This is a genomic window from Chitinophagales bacterium, from assembly GCA_040877935.1.
GTDB lineage: Bacteria > Bacteroidota > Bacteroidia > Chitinophagales > CAIOSU01 > JBBDNB01.
Map to the genome: position 1 here is coordinate 198,340 of JBBDNB010000039.1, position 16,386 is coordinate 214,725.

The 16,386-nt window shown below is 40.1% G+C and carries 18 protein-coding genes and 1 tRNA gene; 11 read left to right on the forward strand and 8 right to left on the reverse strand.

Annotation, left to right across the window (positions count from 1 at the left end; translation table 11 throughout):
* Positions 1 to 66: 66 nt before the first annotated feature.
* Positions 67 to 140: transfer RNA gene (locus WD048_10010), tRNA-Asn, on the reverse strand.
* Between the two features lie 212 nt (positions 141 to 352).
* Here WD048_10010 and WD048_10015 point away from each other — a divergent pair.
* Positions 353 to 1,288, forward strand: a complete 936-nt coding sequence (locus tag WD048_10015; GenBank protein MEX0812538.1) for a PfkB family carbohydrate kinase — start codon at positions 353 to 355, stop codon at positions 1,286 to 1,288.
* A gap of 19 nt (positions 1,289 to 1,307) precedes the next feature.
* Entirely contained in the window at positions 1,308 to 2,780 is a 1,473-nt protein-coding gene (glpK, locus tag WD048_10020) for a glycerol kinase GlpK (GenBank protein MEX0812539.1), read from the forward strand.
* A gap of 374 nt (positions 2,781 to 3,154) precedes the next feature.
* Here glpK and WD048_10025 read toward each other — a convergent pair whose 3' ends face one another.
* From WD048_10025 to WD048_10035, 3 genes are read right to left on the reverse strand one after another with little or no spacing between them, the layout of a single operon-like run.
* Complete coding sequence (locus WD048_10025) at positions 3,155 to 3,580, reverse strand: hypothetical protein (GenBank protein ID MEX0812540.1); 426 nt, start codon at positions 3,578 to 3,580, stop codon at positions 3,155 to 3,157.
* A 29-nt stretch (positions 3,581 to 3,609) separates the two neighbouring features.
* Positions 3,610 to 4,305 carry a DUF3800 domain-containing protein gene (locus tag WD048_10030; GenBank protein ID MEX0812541.1) on the reverse strand — a complete coding sequence of 232 codons (696 nt, stop codon included), beginning with the start codon at positions 4,303 to 4,305 and terminating at the stop codon, positions 3,610 to 3,612.
* A gap of 9 nt (positions 4,306 to 4,314) precedes the next feature.
* Entirely contained in the window at positions 4,315 to 4,488 is a 174-nt protein-coding gene (locus tag WD048_10035) for a hypothetical protein (GenBank protein ID MEX0812542.1), read from the reverse strand.
* Between the two features lie 134 nt (positions 4,489 to 4,622).
* Here WD048_10035 and WD048_10040 point away from each other — a divergent pair, with 134 nt between their 5' ends.
* Positions 4,623 to 5,009 (forward strand): FGGY-family carbohydrate kinase, encoded by a 387-nt coding sequence (locus WD048_10040; protein ID MEX0812543.1) that lies wholly within the window; start codon positions 4,623 to 4,625, stop codon positions 5,007 to 5,009.
* 22 nt (positions 5,010 to 5,031) lie between these two features.
* Here WD048_10040 and WD048_10045 read toward each other — a convergent pair whose 3' ends face one another.
* Both WD048_10045 and WD048_10050 read right to left on the reverse strand, forming a co-directional pair.
* Positions 5,032 to 5,625 carry a GNAT family N-acetyltransferase gene (locus tag WD048_10045; GenBank protein MEX0812544.1) on the reverse strand — a complete coding sequence of 198 codons (594 nt, stop codon included), beginning with the start codon at positions 5,623 to 5,625 and terminating at the stop codon, positions 5,032 to 5,034.
* A gap of 9 nt (positions 5,626 to 5,634) precedes the next feature.
* Positions 5,635 to 5,799 carry a hypothetical protein gene (locus WD048_10050; protein MEX0812545.1) on the reverse strand — a complete coding sequence of 55 codons (165 nt, stop codon included), beginning with the start codon at positions 5,797 to 5,799 and terminating at the stop codon, positions 5,635 to 5,637.
* A gap of 526 nt (positions 5,800 to 6,325) precedes the next feature.
* Here WD048_10050 and WD048_10055 point away from each other — a divergent pair.
* The 8 genes from WD048_10055 to hutU all read left to right on the forward strand — a co-directional run bounded on the left by WD048_10055 (position 6,326) and on the right by hutU (position 13,991).
* On the forward strand, positions 6,326 to 7,210 hold the full coding sequence (locus WD048_10055) for a cysteine synthase family protein (GenBank protein ID MEX0812546.1): 885 nt from the start codon (positions 6,326 to 6,328) through the stop codon (positions 7,208 to 7,210).
* Positions 7,211 to 7,362: 152 nt separating this feature from the next.
* Positions 7,363 to 7,812, forward strand: a complete 450-nt coding sequence (locus WD048_10060; GenBank protein ID MEX0812547.1) for a M67 family metallopeptidase — start codon at positions 7,363 to 7,365, stop codon at positions 7,810 to 7,812.
* Positions 7,813 to 7,938: 126 nt separating this feature from the next.
* A complete protein-coding gene (locus tag WD048_10065) occupies positions 7,939 to 8,217 on the forward strand; it encodes a MoaD/ThiS family protein (GenBank protein ID MEX0812548.1) in 279 nt (92 codons plus the stop codon).
* Positions 8,218 to 8,223: 6 nt separating this feature from the next.
* Complete coding sequence (moeB, locus tag WD048_10070) at positions 8,224 to 9,399, forward strand: molybdopterin-synthase adenylyltransferase MoeB (GenBank protein MEX0812549.1); 1,176 nt, start codon at positions 8,224 to 8,226, stop codon at positions 9,397 to 9,399.
* 212 nt (positions 9,400 to 9,611) lie between these two features.
* A complete protein-coding gene (locus tag WD048_10075) occupies positions 9,612 to 10,385 on the forward strand; it encodes a universal stress protein (GenBank protein MEX0812550.1) in 774 nt (257 codons plus the stop codon).
* Between the two features lie 210 nt (positions 10,386 to 10,595).
* Complete coding sequence (locus WD048_10080) at positions 10,596 to 11,684, forward strand: bifunctional 3-deoxy-7-phosphoheptulonate synthase/chorismate mutase type II (protein MEX0812551.1); 1,089 nt, start codon at positions 10,596 to 10,598, stop codon at positions 11,682 to 11,684.
* 331 nt (positions 11,685 to 12,015) lie between these two features.
* Positions 12,016 to 12,234: a hypothetical protein gene (locus WD048_10085; protein MEX0812552.1), complete on the forward strand. Its 219-nt coding sequence runs from the start codon at positions 12,016 to 12,018 to the stop codon at positions 12,232 to 12,234.
* A gap of 116 nt (positions 12,235 to 12,350) precedes the next feature.
* Entirely contained in the window at positions 12,351 to 13,991 is a 1,641-nt protein-coding gene (gene hutU / locus WD048_10090) for a urocanate hydratase (GenBank protein ID MEX0812553.1), read from the forward strand.
* A 134-nt stretch (positions 13,992 to 14,125) separates the two neighbouring features.
* On the opposite strand, the gene bcp is transcribed toward hutU, so the two are convergent.
* Positions 14,126 to 14,596, reverse strand: coding sequence for a thioredoxin-dependent thiol peroxidase (gene bcp / locus WD048_10095; GenBank protein ID MEX0812554.1), 471 nt, complete (start codon positions 14,594 to 14,596; stop codon positions 14,126 to 14,128).
* A gap of 4 nt (positions 14,597 to 14,600) precedes the next feature.
* Positions 14,601 to 16,280, reverse strand: a complete 1,680-nt coding sequence (locus WD048_10100) for a M23 family metallopeptidase (protein ID MEX0812555.1) — start codon at positions 16,278 to 16,280, stop codon at positions 14,601 to 14,603.
* Between the last annotated feature and the right edge of the window lie 106 nt (positions 16,281 to 16,386).

Consider the following 16,386-nt stretch of genomic DNA (forward strand, 5'->3'; position numbering starts at 1 on the left):
CCCCAATTTTTATACGGGTTAAATAAAAAAAGGCTCAAAGTCCTAAAAACCTTGAGCCTTCCTTTGCTCCCCCACCTGGACTCGAACCAGGGACCCTCTGATTAACAGTCAGATGCTCTAACCAGCTGAGCTATGGAGGACTGTATTTTCATTATTTTCAATTCCATTCTTTACCAACGCGGGATCAGATGCTCCCCGCCCGAACGCCCGCCTGAATGACTTTAGTCGGGCAGGTTCCTTTTCGGGACTGGCGGGTAACCAGCTGAGCTATGAAGGAATTTGAGACCGCAAATCTATTATATCTCAACAAATAATCCAATCTTTACAGTTAAATTTTTAAAAAAAGAATAGCATGAGTTTATTGATTGTAGGTACAGTGGCATTTGATGCCCTTGAAACACCTTTTGGAAAATCAGACAAAATAGTTGGAGGATCAGCATTATACTTCAGCTGGGCTGCAGCTCAGTTCAAAAGTAATATTCAGCTTGTTTCAATTATTGGTGATGATTATGATTTCAATGAAATAAAAGCCTTAAATGAGCAAGGTGTAGATACTTCAGGACTTCAGGTTATTGAAGGAGGAAAATCTTTCTTTTGGTCTGGGCGCTATCATATGGATATGAATACACGCGATACATTGGCTACAGAACTCAATGTACTGGCAGATTTTGATCCTGTTTTGCCCAAAACATACCGCAGCGCAGAATTTGTAATGCTCGGTAATCTTACACCCCAGGTGCAGTTGCGCGTTTTGGAACAAATGGAAAAACGCCCCAAACTGGTAGCCATGGACACCATGAATTTCTGGATGGAGCCGCAATTTATTGATGATTTGAAAAAAGTAATGAAACAGGTGGATATTATGATCATCAATGATGAAGAGGCACGTCAACTGGCCAATGAGCATGCACTTGTAAAAGCTGCCAAAGAAATTCTGGAGATGGGCCCAAAATACCTGGTAATTAAAAAAGGAGAGCACGGTGCCCTGCTTTTTCATGATAACGATGTGTTTTTCGCCCCTGCCCTACCTCTTGAAGAAGTTTTTGACCCAACAGGTGCCGGAGATACTTTTGCAGGTGGTTTTGTTGGTTACCTTGCAAAAACCAAAGACATATCATTTGAAAACATGAAACGTGCCATAGTTTTTGGCTCAGCAATGGCTTCTTTCTGTGTGGAAAAATTCGGAAGTCAACGCCTGAAAGAAATTGATCATTACGATTTGGATGAAAGAGTAAAAGAATTTATTGACCTCGTTCAATTTGATATTACTTTGGTTGATGAAAAGTAATTTGCAAATTTAATATTCTATGAAAAAATACGTACTCTCCTTAGACCAAGGAACCACCAGCTCCAGAGCCATTCTTTTTGATAAAATCGGAAATATTGTAGATGTGGAGCAAAAGGAATTCACGCAGTTCTTTCCAAAATCGGGCTGGGTAGAACACAATGCAGAAGAAATTTTGCGCTCGCAAATTGAAGTGGCACAAGCCTTGATTTCCAGGCATTCGGTAAAAGATATTTCGGCCATTGGTATTACCAATCAGCGGGAAACAACCGTGGTTTGGGATAAAAACACGGGCAAACCCGTTTACAACGCCATCGTGTGGCAAGACAAAAGAACCGCCCCGATTTGCAAAAAACTAAAGGACAAAGGCCTGGAGGATTATGTGCGCAAGAACACCGGATTGGTGATCGATTCCTATTTTTCGGGCACCAAGGTCAATTGGATTTTGGACAATGTAAAAGGCACACGCGCCAAGGCCGAAAGTGGCGATTTGATTTTCGGCACCATCGATACCTGGTTGATCTGGAATTTGACCAAGGGAAAAGTACACGCTACGGATTACAGCAATGCCAGCCGTACATTGCTCTATAATATTGGCGATTTGGAATGGGACGAAAAAATGCTGGGCGAATTGTCCGTTCCCGCTTCTATGTTGCCCGATGTACGTCCTTCAAGTGGAGATTTTGGAAAAGCGGAAGCCAATTTCTTTGGAGCGGAATTGCCCATTGCCGGAGTGGCAGGAGATCAACAGGCGGCTTTGTTCGGACAGGCTTGCTTCAATAAAGGCATGGCCAAAAACACCTACGGTACCGGCTGTTTTATGCTGATGAATACCGGAAAGGAAATGGTGACATCCAAAAACGGCTTGCTGACCACCATTGCCTGGGGCTTGGACGGTGAAGTAAAATATGCGCTGGAGGGCAGTATTTTCATAGCCGGTGCTGCCATTCAGTGGCTGCGCGATGGACTGCATATAATAGACGATGCGCCTGACTCGGAATATTTCGCATCCAAAGCAAAAGACAATGATGGGGTTTATGTGGTACCGGCATTCACCGGACTGGGTGCGCCATACTGGGATATGGAAGCCCGGGGAGCTGTTTTTGGCTTGAGCAGAGGTACGCAAAAATCACATTTGATTCGCGCTACTTTGGAATCCCTGGCTTATCAAACCCGCGATGTGCTTTCTGCTATGGAACAGGATTCGGGCATTGCACTTTCTGCCCTGCGGGTAGATGGTGGAGCTTGTGCCAATAATTTGTTGATGCAGTTTCAGTCGGATATCCTTGGCGTAAAAGTGGAGCGACCGCAAGTGATTGAAACCACCGCATTGGGTGCAGCATATCTGGCAGGTTTGGCAACGGGCTTTTACGATGTAAAGGAAATCAGCAACAATTGGCTGATGGACCAAAAATTCCAACCCGAAATGGACGAAAAAGAAAAAGAAAATTTATACAAAAGCTGGAAAGAAGCGGTGAGGAAGACGATGGCTTAGGGGGATGACCGTTCAAATAAGCCTGAATTGAGATGTCTTTTCAGTTCCCTAACAGAAAGCTTCTCGACAATGGTTGTCAATAGATAAAACTGCTTTTCCTGTTTTTTTGGAGAATCCTATATCGTTTATGGAGAATTGGAGGAGCTCTGGAAAACGCCTATTTACCTGAGCTCGAGATTTTTTTAGAGAATGAAATGCGAAATATGGGGAATTGGAAACCATATGGAATACAATGTTTTCATTTGGTTTCGTAATTATACATGGTTTCAGTTTGAACTTCTTTATTTAAAATTGTATTATTGTATTGGTCTTTACCTTAGGTAGGGAACTTGCAAAGGCTTCGAACACTGTGCCCGTAAACAGTGTTCTTTTTTTTATAGCCATTTATCCCCATTCCAATCTGGCCCATTTAAGAATTTTTCTAAGTTTTTATCATTGTCTATTTGAAATGCAGTAACAAACTTTGCTACTCTAACCTTTGTAAATCTTATAATAACAACATAATTATTCTTTACAAGCGCTACTCTTCTGTTATTTATGTATGTTTTAGTTTTATTATCAAAGCCTTGCTTTAATTTAGCTTCATTATCCTCAAGTGTATCTTTGATCCATAGCATCTTCTCGCAGCGATTCAATGAGAGGATTGATTTATCTCCTTCTTTCCAATTTTCGCTTTCATAAAAAGCATGATCAAACATGTCTTCATAAAATTTCACAGTTATTCCATCAAAAGTTTTAATTGGTTTTTCACGATTGCAATAAACATCTTTCCATAATAACCTGAGTTCTATTTCACTCATTTTGTATGACTTAATTTTTTTGTAAGCCATTACCACCCTCCTTTAAGTGTGATTTTGAAAATATTGAACTTCTCTTCCCACTTTGGAGTAGGTGAAATTTCTATTTTAATATATATATCCTCTATAAGAGTTGTTAATTCGCGTTTTGCATTACTGGTTGTTTTATTATTGAATTTTGCGGAAACCACTCCAGTTAAAATATCAGCTAACTGAATTCCAAGAGATTGTTCTGATGGAATTGCCTGAACATTATCTACAGAAGAGGATAAATTGGAGTTATTTAATACATTTTTTAATACTTGAAGTCGACTACTATCTCTATTGATCTTGTAGTCAAGAAATATTTGGTAATTGTTGAAGTCAAATATCCAATGGTGGATAAGCTGGTAATAAAATTTATAAAAACTCAATTCATTGTCACTGCTATTAAAGTGAAGATTGTTTACTTTTTTGGAATTGATAATTATAACTCTGAAACGGAGGGAGTTAGTTGAGAAAAAATATTCTACTATCTCTTTGTATAAATCCAGATAGGTAGGAGAAATTTTATTCCATTTTAACTCACCATAGATACTATGTTTTTTCTTTATGGCATTCATTTTGTTTTTGAATGTTTCACGATATTCAGACTTCATCCAAATACCGCCTATTGCCATGTATCTATGAGCGCTATTATCAGTTAAAACTTCTTGTCTGCTTTCATCACAGTAAATTTCGAAATTCATAATCTGTGTTTAACCTTTAGATTTTCTTTGATCAATGCTTCTTGGATAGGTTGTTTCTTCTTGAAAGCTACCTTTTATTTTATGTTTTTTTAAAAAAACTGGAATCCAGTATGCTATTTTTGCTTTCTTTAATAGCTTCATTTTTAGTTGACTCTTTGAAAACTTTAGTTGCTCTTTGGGCATTTTCCTTTTTTAAGTGTCCAATTTCCATTGTTTCACGTTAAGCGATAATTATTCATAATTGTAGTTTTAATTTTTCCTAAATTCTTTCACCCTCACCTTCCCCGTAAGCAATTCCTGCATTAGCCATTTTCGGCTTGAGCAGGGGCACGCAAAAATCACATTTGATTCGCGCTACTTTGGAATCATTGGCCTATCAAACCCGCGATGTACTTTCTGCTATGGAGCAAGATTCTGGCATTGCACTTTCTGCCCTGCGGGTAGATGGCGGAGCTTGTGCCAGTAATTTGTTGATGCAGTTTCAATCGGATATTCTTGGCGTAAAAGTGGAGCGACCACAAGTGATTGAAACCACCGCTTTGGGTGCAGCATATCTGGCAGGTTTGGCAACGGGCTTTTACGATGTAAAGGAAATCAGCAACAATTGGCTGATGGATCAAAAATTCAAGCCCGAAATGGACGAAAAAGAAAAAGAAAATTTATACACAGGCTGGAAAGAAGCGGTGCGGAAGACGATGGCTTAGTTGCTTTGTCTTAGCATGGGTTTTATTTAGTAAGTTTAATAAGGTCGAAATAAAGCAATCTTGTTTTGAGGCTGTCCTCTGTTTGCAGGCTCAAATATTCTTTTTCCTCTTCTTCACTTTTAAAGATGTTTTTGAATCCATTGTTTTTGTAGAAGGTCAGAGGTATTTTCTCATTGTAAGAATCTACAATAATGAAACGGCAGCCGGTTTTGTTTTCCTCATCAATAAACCATGCCTTAAGGGAATCCATAAGTTCTTTGCCTATTCCATTTCGTTTAAATGCTTTATTCACGCCCAGTCTTCCAATCAAAACTGCGGGGTAGTTGTGAAATCTTTTGGGATTGCTAATAGGCCTGGAGATTTTATTCCGAGTGCTTTTTTGCAATGACATGGCTTTAATGCTGTCATTGGCAAGGGTAAAAGCGCAAACAATTTTTTTTGGGTCTGAATCGAAAGTAAAGCAGTAAGTTTTTCCAAATAGGTCTTTGGTATAGTAAATACAATCTTTACTAAAGAATTCATTTAAATCTTTGTGTCCACAATCGAAAGCATCACATTCATCAAGTATGCTTTGATTTAGCAACCTAAGGGAGCAGTTGTTTGCTAAAAAACTCAAAATTTAAAGCTATTTATTACGCTCAAACTTTTTCAGGATAATTTTTGCGGACTTTACCTGTTTAGAAAAATCCACTTTATCCCTTTCGTTCTTTGCGTTATTTTTTGCTTTTGCTATGAATCTTTTAGCTGCACTTTCTTTTAGAGTGGGAACGCTATTGATTGTAATGGCCATGTGTCGAGATGTTTTTTTCCGAATCGAGTCGTTATACAAATTTATAAAGATTGCTGTTTTAAATCAAAAATTCAGAATATTGGAACAGAATGTTAATTGCTATTTCGCTGCAATTATCAAAGGTAAAAGCAACGCTTATAGTTCAGTGATTTTTTCGTATTTAACTTTGTATTCTGTTTTTGCTAATCTAAAACCAAAATGTAAAAGCTTGAAAGAAGCGTTGCGGAAGACGATGGCATAATTTTTTAAAAATATTCCCCAACCTATTGCCCGCTAAAAAATAATGGCATATATTCACAACTTGAAAATGAAAAGAAACGCATTCCATATTGAAAATTGTTGTTGCTGCTGTTGTAGTGCATCCAATCGATGGAGTGCTGTTGCTTTTGCGTATTAGTAAAGTTTAACAGGAAATATACAGCCCCATCGATCATTCGTTGGGGCTTTTTGTTTATACTGGGTTAAATATCAGATGGAAATGATAGCTGAATTAAAAAACAAGACATTGCAAGAAAAGATTAAAAAAATGGAAGCCTTCATTGGCAACACGCCTTTGTTTCCAATTATTGGCCTACACAAAAATGAAAAAGTAAAAATCTTCGCCAAGCTCGAATGGCAGCAATGGGGCAATAGCGTAAAAGCGCGTCCGGCATTCAATATTATCAAGCAGGCCATTTTAAATGGAGATCTGTCAGAGGGCAAACATTTATTGGATGCCAGCAGTGGCAATACCGGAGTGGCTTATGCTGGAGTTGCAGCGGCTTTAGGCATTCCCTTCACCTTATGTATTCCCGAAAATGCCTCCAGTACAAAAATTGCTGCGCTAAAGGCTTTTGGGGCCAATTTGATATTTACCTCTAAATACGATTTAACGGATGGCGCCCAGGAAAAAGCTGTGGAATTGCAGGAAGCAGAGCCCGATAAGTACTTTTATGCCGATCAATATGCCAATGACAACAATTGGAAGGCACACTATAAATCAACAGGGCCTGAAATTTACAATCAAACAAAACAGGCAGTTACGCATTTTATAGCCGGGCTCGGCACAACGGGTACATTTACCGGAACTGCTCGGGCTTTAAAGGATTTTGACAAAAACATAAAAGTCATTGCCCTGCATCCAGATTCTGCGCTGCATGGCCTGGAGGGTTGGAAGGATTTGGAAACGGCAAAAGTGCCTAAATTTTATGACCCTGAATTGGCCGATGAAAACAGAGTAGTTTCTACGGAAACGGCTTATAAATATGTGAAAATTGCAGGTGAAAAATTGGGCTTGATGCTGAGCCCTTCTTCTGCGGCTAATTTGTCAGGCGCATTGCAATTGGCAGACGAATTGGAAGAAGGTACGGTGGTGACTGTTTTCCCCGATCACGGGAGCAATTACCCCGAAGTGATGAAAGAAATTTTTTAATGAAACATGGTCAAGTCAATAAATACAAAACCAAAGAATTTTTACTAAGATGATCCATCAAAAATTACAATTGAAATAAATACAGTACACAGAAGCATGATGTTAACTTTGTGTCTTAGTGCCTTCGTAGCAAAACAAAATTTAAACAAATTATGAAAGTAATATTATCAGGAGAAGCAAAAGCCACAATGGTAGAGGATGCATTGAGCACCTACCCACACGAATGCTGTGGTTTTTTCTACGGAAATGAAAAAGACAATCGCGTAATCACCAAGTCTATTCCGGTGAATAACTCCAAGGAAGAAAACCGGGAGCGCAGGTTTGAGATTTCCGCCAAGGACTACATCAAAGCCGAGGAATATGCCGATGAAAACAATTTATTGCTATTGGGTGTCTATCATTCACATCCCGATCATCCGGCCATTCCATCGGAGCACGATTTGAGGCAGGCGGTTCCCTATTTTTCCTATATCATTATATCGGTGAAAAAAGGAAAACTGGCGAATATTCTGTCCTGGAGGCTGAATGATGAAGCGCGATTTGAAGAGGAAAATTTAGAAATCAAAAAAGAAGAAATAAACTTAGATCAATTTTTAAACTAATGATAGAACGCTCCCGCCCCTTATGGGTCGGGCAGGGATGACGCTGATCAAGCAGATTTTCCGCAGAAAATATCTGTGTGAAATCTTAAAAAACCTGCGGCATCTGCGTTCCAAAAAAATTAAACCATGGCAAAAATTACGATTCCCACTCCTTTGAGAAAATTTACCAATCAGGAGAAAACTTTTGAAAGCAATGCCGACAATGTAGATGCGGCCATTAAGGAACTGGTGGAAACCTATCCCGATATCAAAGGCCAATTGCTGGATGCGGAAGGCAATCTCCGCTCCTTTATTAAAGTATTTGTGGGCGATGAGGACATCAAGGATTTGGAACAGGGCAATACGGCTTTGAAAAGTGATACAACCGTAAGCATTGTTCCGGCCATTGCAGGAGGAAAAAACTAAAATACAATGTCAGAAAACAATCTATTTTCAAAAGCAGAGCTGGAAAGGTATAGCCGCCACTTGATCATCCCCGAATTCAATATCGAGGGACAGAAAAAACTGAAAAAGGCCAAGGTACTGATAGTGGGTACCGGTGGACTGGGCGCTCCTTTGTTGCAGTATTTAACGGCAGCCGGAGTAGGCACCATTGGCGTGGTAGATTTTGATGTGGTGGAAGACAGCAATTTGCAACGACAGGTTTTGTTCACTACCGATGATGTAGGCAAACCCAAAACAGAAGCGGCAGTAGCGCGCATGAAAGGCCTGAATCCGCATGTGAATTTCAAGATTTACAATACCCAATTGAACTCCTCCAATGCGCTGGAAATCATAAAGGATTACGATATTGTGGCCGATGGAACGGACAATTTCCCGACCCGCTATTTGGTAAATGATGCCTGTGTATTGCTGGGCAAACCCAATGTATATGCATCTATTTTCCGCTTTGATGGGCAATTGACGGTTTTCAATTATCAGTTTGGCGATGGACAAACAGGGCCGAATTACCGCGATTTGTATCCCGAGCCACCGCCCCCCGGATTGGTGCCAAGCTGTGCCGAAGGAGGTGTGATTGGCGTATTGCCGGGCATACTCGGTAGTTTGCAGGCCAATGAAGTGATAAAAGTAATCACAGGTGTGGGCGATCCACTTATTGGTAGAATGTTTAGTTTCGATGCGCTGGGTTTTGAGACCAGAATTTTCAAGTTCAAGAAAGACCCGAAAAACCCAATCAGCGGAGAAAACCCCACGCTTGACCATTTGATCGATTATGAACAATTTTGTGGCATTCCCCAACAGGAATCTGAAAATAAAAAACAAGAAAAAGTGAAAGAACTAACAGTAAAAGAACTCAAGGAATTACAGGACAGCAAAGAAGATTTTCAATTGATTGATGTCCGTGAAGATTTTGAATACGAAATTGCCAATTTGAAAGGCGAACTGATTCCGCTCAACAATATTTTGGACGAGGCAGATAAAATTGCCAAAGACAAAAAAGTGGTGGTGCATTGCCGTAGCGGAGCGAGAAGTGCCAATGCCATCCAGGCTTTAGAACAAAAATTCGGTTATGACAATTTATACAATCTCAAGGGCGGTATTCTCGCTTATGCAGATGAGATTGACAATAGTCTGGCGAAATATTAAATGTGTGTAGGGGCGCACGGCCGTGCGCCCCTACATTCGTACAAAACAACAAAACAACAATTTTTTTCAGAGACCCAGAGCAGGAATGTTCTGGGTTTTTTAATTGTTCCATTTAAAAGTAACAAAGGTCACCAAGTTTAAAATTGAGAAACGCTAAATTTATTTTTGTAAATGATTTAATTTTCTATAATTATACCTAAAACCTTAGTACTATGTTCAACATTCTTTTTTTAACAGATTTTTCTGAAAATGCTGATACAGCACTCAAATATGCCTGTGATTTAGTTGAAGACAAGGACGGTAAAATTACCATGTTTACCAGTTATATCGCCAATAAAGAACAAGACAAAAAAAGTGTACTTGAGCGATTGAAAAAGTATCAGGCAAAATGCCCGGATATTGAATTGGAATTTTTGTTGGAGGAGGGCAATACCCTTGAAAATATTCAAAACTGTTGCGGATCCAATTCTTTCAATCTAGTCGTGATGGGATTTAAGGGTGTAAGTGATGACAGTGAAAGCAATATAGGCGGTGTTACGAGCGAAGTCATCAGAAGAGTAAAACATAATATTCTGGCTGTACCTGAAAATGCAGCATACAAGCCCATAAAAAAGATAGCCTATGCCTTGGATTATGTCGATTTTAAAAAAGAAACTTTAGAAGTCCTCAATACTTTTGCAGAAAAACTCAATGCTGAAATTATTTTGCTGCATGTAAGTGAAGTGGAGCATTATATTGAAGAGGAAAAATTGCAAAACTATCGACAGATTATGGATTCGGTTGTCAATTTTGATAATCTGAGTTTTGAGTTTATAACAGGGGCAGATGTTGGCAAGGCAATAGAAGAATACATCGATGAAAACAATATGGATGTACTTGCTATGCTCACCCGCGATTATCATTTGATCGAAAAAGCTTATGAAAAGAGCCTTACCAGAAAAATTCTTTTCCATACCAAAAAACCGCTTTTGGTTTTTCACGAATAAACTACTTCGGGGCAAACCCACAAGGCATTTATTTGGAAAAATACTTTTGATTATGAGGCCTGCCCGACTAAGCAGGCGGGCAAGCCTCGGAGTCCCGATAACTATCGGGATAAATCTCGATTATCGAGTAAATTTCTTTAGAACTTTCTAAAACAATGCCTTTGCAAGCCCGGTTTTATTTGTGAACCAAGGAAATCGTATTTTTGACAAATGCCTGATGAACTCAACTTAGACAAATACTGGGCGAAATCCCTCAAGCGTCCTTTTTATATTGCCGGTCCCTGTAGTGCGGAATCTGAAGAGCAGGTATTTGATACTGCCAAATCCCTTAAAAGCATTGGTATAGATTTATTTCGTGCGGGAATTTGGAAGCCCCGAACCAGACCTAATTCCTTCGAGGGAATTGGAGCTGTAGGTTTGCCTTGGCTCAAGCGGGTAAAGGATGAATTGAATTTGCCAATAACCATTGAAGTGGCCAATCCCCGGCATGTGGAGTTGGCACTGGAATACGGCATAGATGTGCTTTGGATTGGCGCAAGAACTACGGTTAATCCCTTTCAGGTGCAGGAAATTGCAGAGGCTTTGAAAGGCGTGGATATTCCGGTAATTGTCAAAAACCCTGTGAATCCGGACATCAATTTGTGGATTGGTGCTTTCGAGCGATTGAATAATGTGGGCATTACCAAGCTGGCAGCCATGCACCGTGGTTTTTCTACTTATGAAAAATCTGTTTTTAGAAATGCACCACAATGGGAAATTCCAATTGATTTGAAAAGGAGATTGCCGCATCTGCCCATTTTTTGCGACCCAAGTCATATCATGGGTAAGCGAGAAGGTTTGGGAGAAGTAGCGCAAAAGGCATTGGATCTGAATTACAACGGCATCATGTTGGAAACGCATCCCAATCCGGCAAAGGCATGGAGCGATCCCGAACAGCAAGTTACACCTCGGCAGTTGAATGAAATGTTGGGAAAATTGGTCATTCGCCAGCAGGCTACGGATATTTCAGCAGCCAAAAATGAACTGGAAAAATTGCGCGCCAATATCGACCGCATTGATTACCTCACTTTGGATTTACTGGCAGAAAGAATGGATGTAGCACGAAAAATAGGTGCTTACAAAAAGGAAAACAACATCACCATTTTGGCGCCCGAACGCTGGGATGAGATTATAAAAACCCGATCTGCAAAATCTGAGGAGAAAAAACTGACCCTTGAATTTATTTTAAATTTGTTCAGGGACATTCACAATGAATCCATACACCAACAAACTTCTGTAATGCGAGATGGGGAGGATTGATTTTTTCAATTCTTACTTTGCCTGAAAAATAGAACCGTTTTACTTTGAAATCAAAGAGTACCGGCAGTCGTTTTCATGGCACGAGATTCCTGTCCTTTATTCCTTCGGAGATAAAGGCCGGAATGACGTGATTATTTTGATTGTTTTCCATTGAAAGAACAAATTACAAAACCACAATCATGGTCGTCATTTCGATAAAATCCAGATCCGCAAGGACTGGATTTTGAGAAATCTGGTGGGACAAAATGAGAAAGCATAATTTTACTTTTTAAAATGATTTTTCCTGTTGAATAAAAGGGGTTAAATTAGCCAAAGCCAAATTTTAAAGAAAATGAAGTATGTATATCTGATTATTGCAACAGGATTGATAGGTTTAATTTTTTCCTGCCATAAAAACGGGGATGGAGAATATCCCTACTGTGTGGAATGTCCCGATTCTGCTCCTGGAGATAGCGTGCAATGTTTTAGCACGGAGGACTACGCCATGCAATATTTGGAAAGTAAATCCTATCTGCCGGATTCCAATTCCTGTAAATTGATTTCTGAGTGAAATATAAATTTTTATCACATCGCTCAAATTCAAATACTATAATTTGTCCCATTTTGTAGTGCGCACCAAAATGGTTGAATTAGGTAGAGGATATTAAAAAAATTAAAAACAAAACTATGCCAACCAAAACCATAAAAGCCCCAACAGGAAACAAGCTCAATTGCAAAGGCTGGGTTCAGGAAGCTGCCTATAGAATGATCCAACACAATCTGGATCCGGAAGTAGCGGAAAAACCCGATGAGCTGATCGTATATGGCGGAACGGGTAAAGCTGCTCGCAATTGGGAGGCTTTTGATAAAATCCTGGAATCGCTGAAAAAGTTGGAGGATGATGAAACGCTTTTGGTGCAATCGGGCAAACCGGTGGGCGTATTGCGCTCGCACAAAGATGCACCACGGGTTTTGATTGCCAATTCCAACCTGGTGGGCAATTGGGCCAATTGGGAGCATTTTCGTGAGTTGGAAAAAAAAGGCTTGATGATGTACGGTCAAATGACGGCCGGAAGCTGGATTTATATTGGCTCACAGGGAATTGTGCAAGGTACTTACGAGACTTTTCTTTCACTAGCGGATCAACATTTTGATGGATCGCTCAAAGGAAAATTGAATGTAACGGCCGGATTAGGCGGAATGGGCGGAGCGCAACCTTTGGCCATTACCATGAATGGCGGTGTTTGCCTTGCTGCCGAAGTAGAAGCTTCCAGAATTGAAAAGCGATTGACAACAAAATATTTGGACAAAAGCAGCACCGATATAGACGAAGCTATTGATTGGGCATTGGAAGCAAAAGCCAATGGTGAAGCTATTTCCATAGGTGTGCTGGCAAATGCCGTGGATTTGTTGGAAAGAATGATAGAGAGAAATATAGTGCCCGATACATTGACCGACCAAACCAGTGCGCACGATGAATTGGTAGGCTATATTCCAAAAGGATTTTCTGTGGAAGAAACCAATATTTTGAGGGAAAAAGATCCAAAGGAATACATCAAGCATTCGCTGGATACTATGGTAGAGCATGTGAAATTGATGATTGCACTTCAGGAAAAAGGTTCAATTGTATTTGATTACGGAAATAATCTCAGGGGGCAGGCCAAGGCGCATGGCCTCGAAAATGCCTTTAGCTTTCCCGGATTTGTTCCGGCCTATATTCGCCCCTTGTTTTGCAAAGGCAGTGGACCATTCCGTTTTGTCGCGCTTTCGGGTGATCCACAGGATATTTATACCTGCGATGAAAAACTGAAGGAATTGTTTCCAGAGAATGAAGGGCTGTTGCGTTGGCTGAAAATGGCCAAAGAAAAAATCAGTTTTCAGGGACTGCCTTCGCGTATTTGCTGGCTGGAAATGGGCGCAAGGGAAAAAGCTGCTTTGGCCTTTAATCAACTGGTGAAGGAAGGAAAATTAAAAGCACCGATTGTAATCGGGCGAGATCACTTGGATACGGGCTCTGTAGCTTCTCCCAACCGAGAAACTGAAGCCATGAAAGATGGCTCTGATGCCGTAGCAGATTGGCCTATTCTTAATGCGCTGATCAATACGGCTGGTGGTGCAAGCTGGGTTTCTTTCCATCATGGTGGGGGAGTGGGCATGGGCTATTCGCTACATGCCGGAATGGTGATTGTCGCTGACGGAACGGATGATGCAGCAAAAAGATTGAGCCGGGTATTGCACAACGATCCCGCTTTGGGCGTAATCCGCCATGCAGATGCTGGCTACGAAATCGCCAAGGAAACTGCAAGGAAATTTGGACTGGATCTTTAGGGTTTCACGCAAAGTTCGCTAAGATTTTTCGCGAATCTCGCAAAGGAAGAAAAGATTAATACTCTGATCTTTGGATTTCAAATTACAGGGTGCGGCAAGGGAGCATGCTCCCTTGTTGTGTGCAAGGAAAAGCTTTACACCTCCATTCCCAATAAATCCAATACTTGGGCGCTGGAGTTTTTGGTATCTACTTTTTTGATCACTTCCAGGATTTCTCCTTTTTCATCAATAACAAAAGTAGTGCGGTGCAGGCCATCGAATTCCCTGCCCATAAATTTCTTAGGGCCCCAAACACCGTATTTATTGACCAATTCCTTGTCCTCATCTACCAAAAGAGTGAATGGCAAATTGTGTTTGTCAATGAATTTTTGGTGGGATTTCTCGCTGTCGGTACTCACTCCAATTACTTCAAAACCTTTGGACTGCAACATTTCGTAATTGTCCCTAAAATCACAGGCCTCTTTGGTACATCCGGGTGTACTGTCTTTGGGGTAAAAATACAGGATGACCTTTTTGCCTTTCAGGTCGCTGAGTTTTACCGTGTTTCCATTTTGATCTTTAGCTGAAAAATCGGGGGCTTTATCGCCTTGGTTTAAATGTGTCATAGTCTTAAAATTTTTCTTTTATTGATAAAATATTGCGTTTTTCATCGCTCAAATTCAGAACAAGCTCAGTCTCGCTTTGTTCGAAACAGGAGCGACATTCTATCTCAAATGCATCGTTTTTCGCATCGTAATAGCAGACGCTCCATTCTCCGTTAATATAAGCATGATAATCCGTAATTCCACTTTGGCTGTCCTTGGCATAAAAAATCACTTTTTTCTCTTTGGCCACTTTTTCCATTTTTATAAATTTAGGAATTGTAGTGTCGCTCACCAGGTAATAAGTCCCAAATGATCGGCTTCTTGTACTCCAGGTCTTGTCTTTGTAATGGGTAGTGAGATAACTTCGATTGCCATTTTCTTCCCTTACAATTACTGCTTTATCAGGCTGATCAATTTTTTGGTCGGGTGTTAAACTTATTGAAAATAAACGGTGGGTTTCTCTGTGTGGCGAAGCAATTTTTAATTTATTACATAGGTGTCCTTCTTCTGTACTATCGGATTCTTCAATAAAAATATAGGTATCGTAATAAAAAGCTTTAGCAGGAATATTGATTGTCCATTGTTTGCTTTCGTAATCAAATTTCTGAGCATGAGTAACAGGCATTTTTCCTTTTGCACTATCCTCAATTTCAGAAAAAAATGCAAGCGTATCATTTTTTTGAACCCACCATTCCCGGGTTGTTGTATTCTTATTGTAATCTTTTAGCTCAAGATTAAACTTATAAAGCTGCTGATTTTCCAGTGTGATTTTTCCGTAATTTTCAGCCACATTATAAATAGACAATGCATCGCCCGGCAGAATAAAGCAGCGATGTACGGATTCTCTGTGTTTTTCTTTTATCAATGGATCGGAATGTGCCTGAATGTACCTGCTCTCTGAATAGGAAATCTTATCCATAGTCATTTCAAAAATCACTCTATCATTTAAAGACAGCTTTACAGAATACACGCCATTTTTGTTATAATTGCCATCTTGCCTGTCAAATGCACTTACTGCCACGCCCAATATTGAGCTGTTGATTTGCAGTGTATCACCATCGCAATTGGGGATTCTTTTAGGAAACTCTATTCCGCTTGTATTTTCTAAATTGTACAAATACAGTGCATTAATCTGAGGAGCTTCTTTGTCTTCAATGGAGTAATTGAAATGCAGCGGATTGACAGGGATTTGCAAGGCACTTTCCCTTAATTCAAAATGCAAATGTGGGCCCATAGAACCTCCTGAATTTCCTGAGTAGCCTATGAGTTCTTGTGCTTTTAAAGGAAGCGCTCCGGCCTCAAAATAATGGTCGAGTTCATTGTTTTTGTTTTCACGCATAAGCTCATAGGCCGCTTTTTTTATGCGCGGAGATAAATCTGAAAGATGTGCATATACACTTGTGAGTTTATTTGGATGGTCAATGTAAACAGCCTTCCCATATCCGTAGGGTGAAATTTTTATTCTCGACACGTAACCGGCTTCAATACTTTGCACGGGGAAGCCTTCCCGCCCCAATGTCTTGATGTCAATACCCATGTGAAAATGACTGCCGCGCAGTTCTCCAAATGTGCCCGATAAAATATAGGGCAGTTCCATTGGTTTGTAAAGACTCAGTGTTTTGGCAGCTTTGTAGTCAAAAGCCCAGAATGCAGCTATTATGGTAATTGCAGAGAATGTTTTCCAAAACGGTGGGTGATTGGGCATATGAGTTTTTGTTTTACGGCTAAAATACAAAACAAGAATAATAGCATTTTCTTGTATGAGATCAATAAGATAAAGAAGCTTAACTAATCAGTTTTTACCGCAAAGT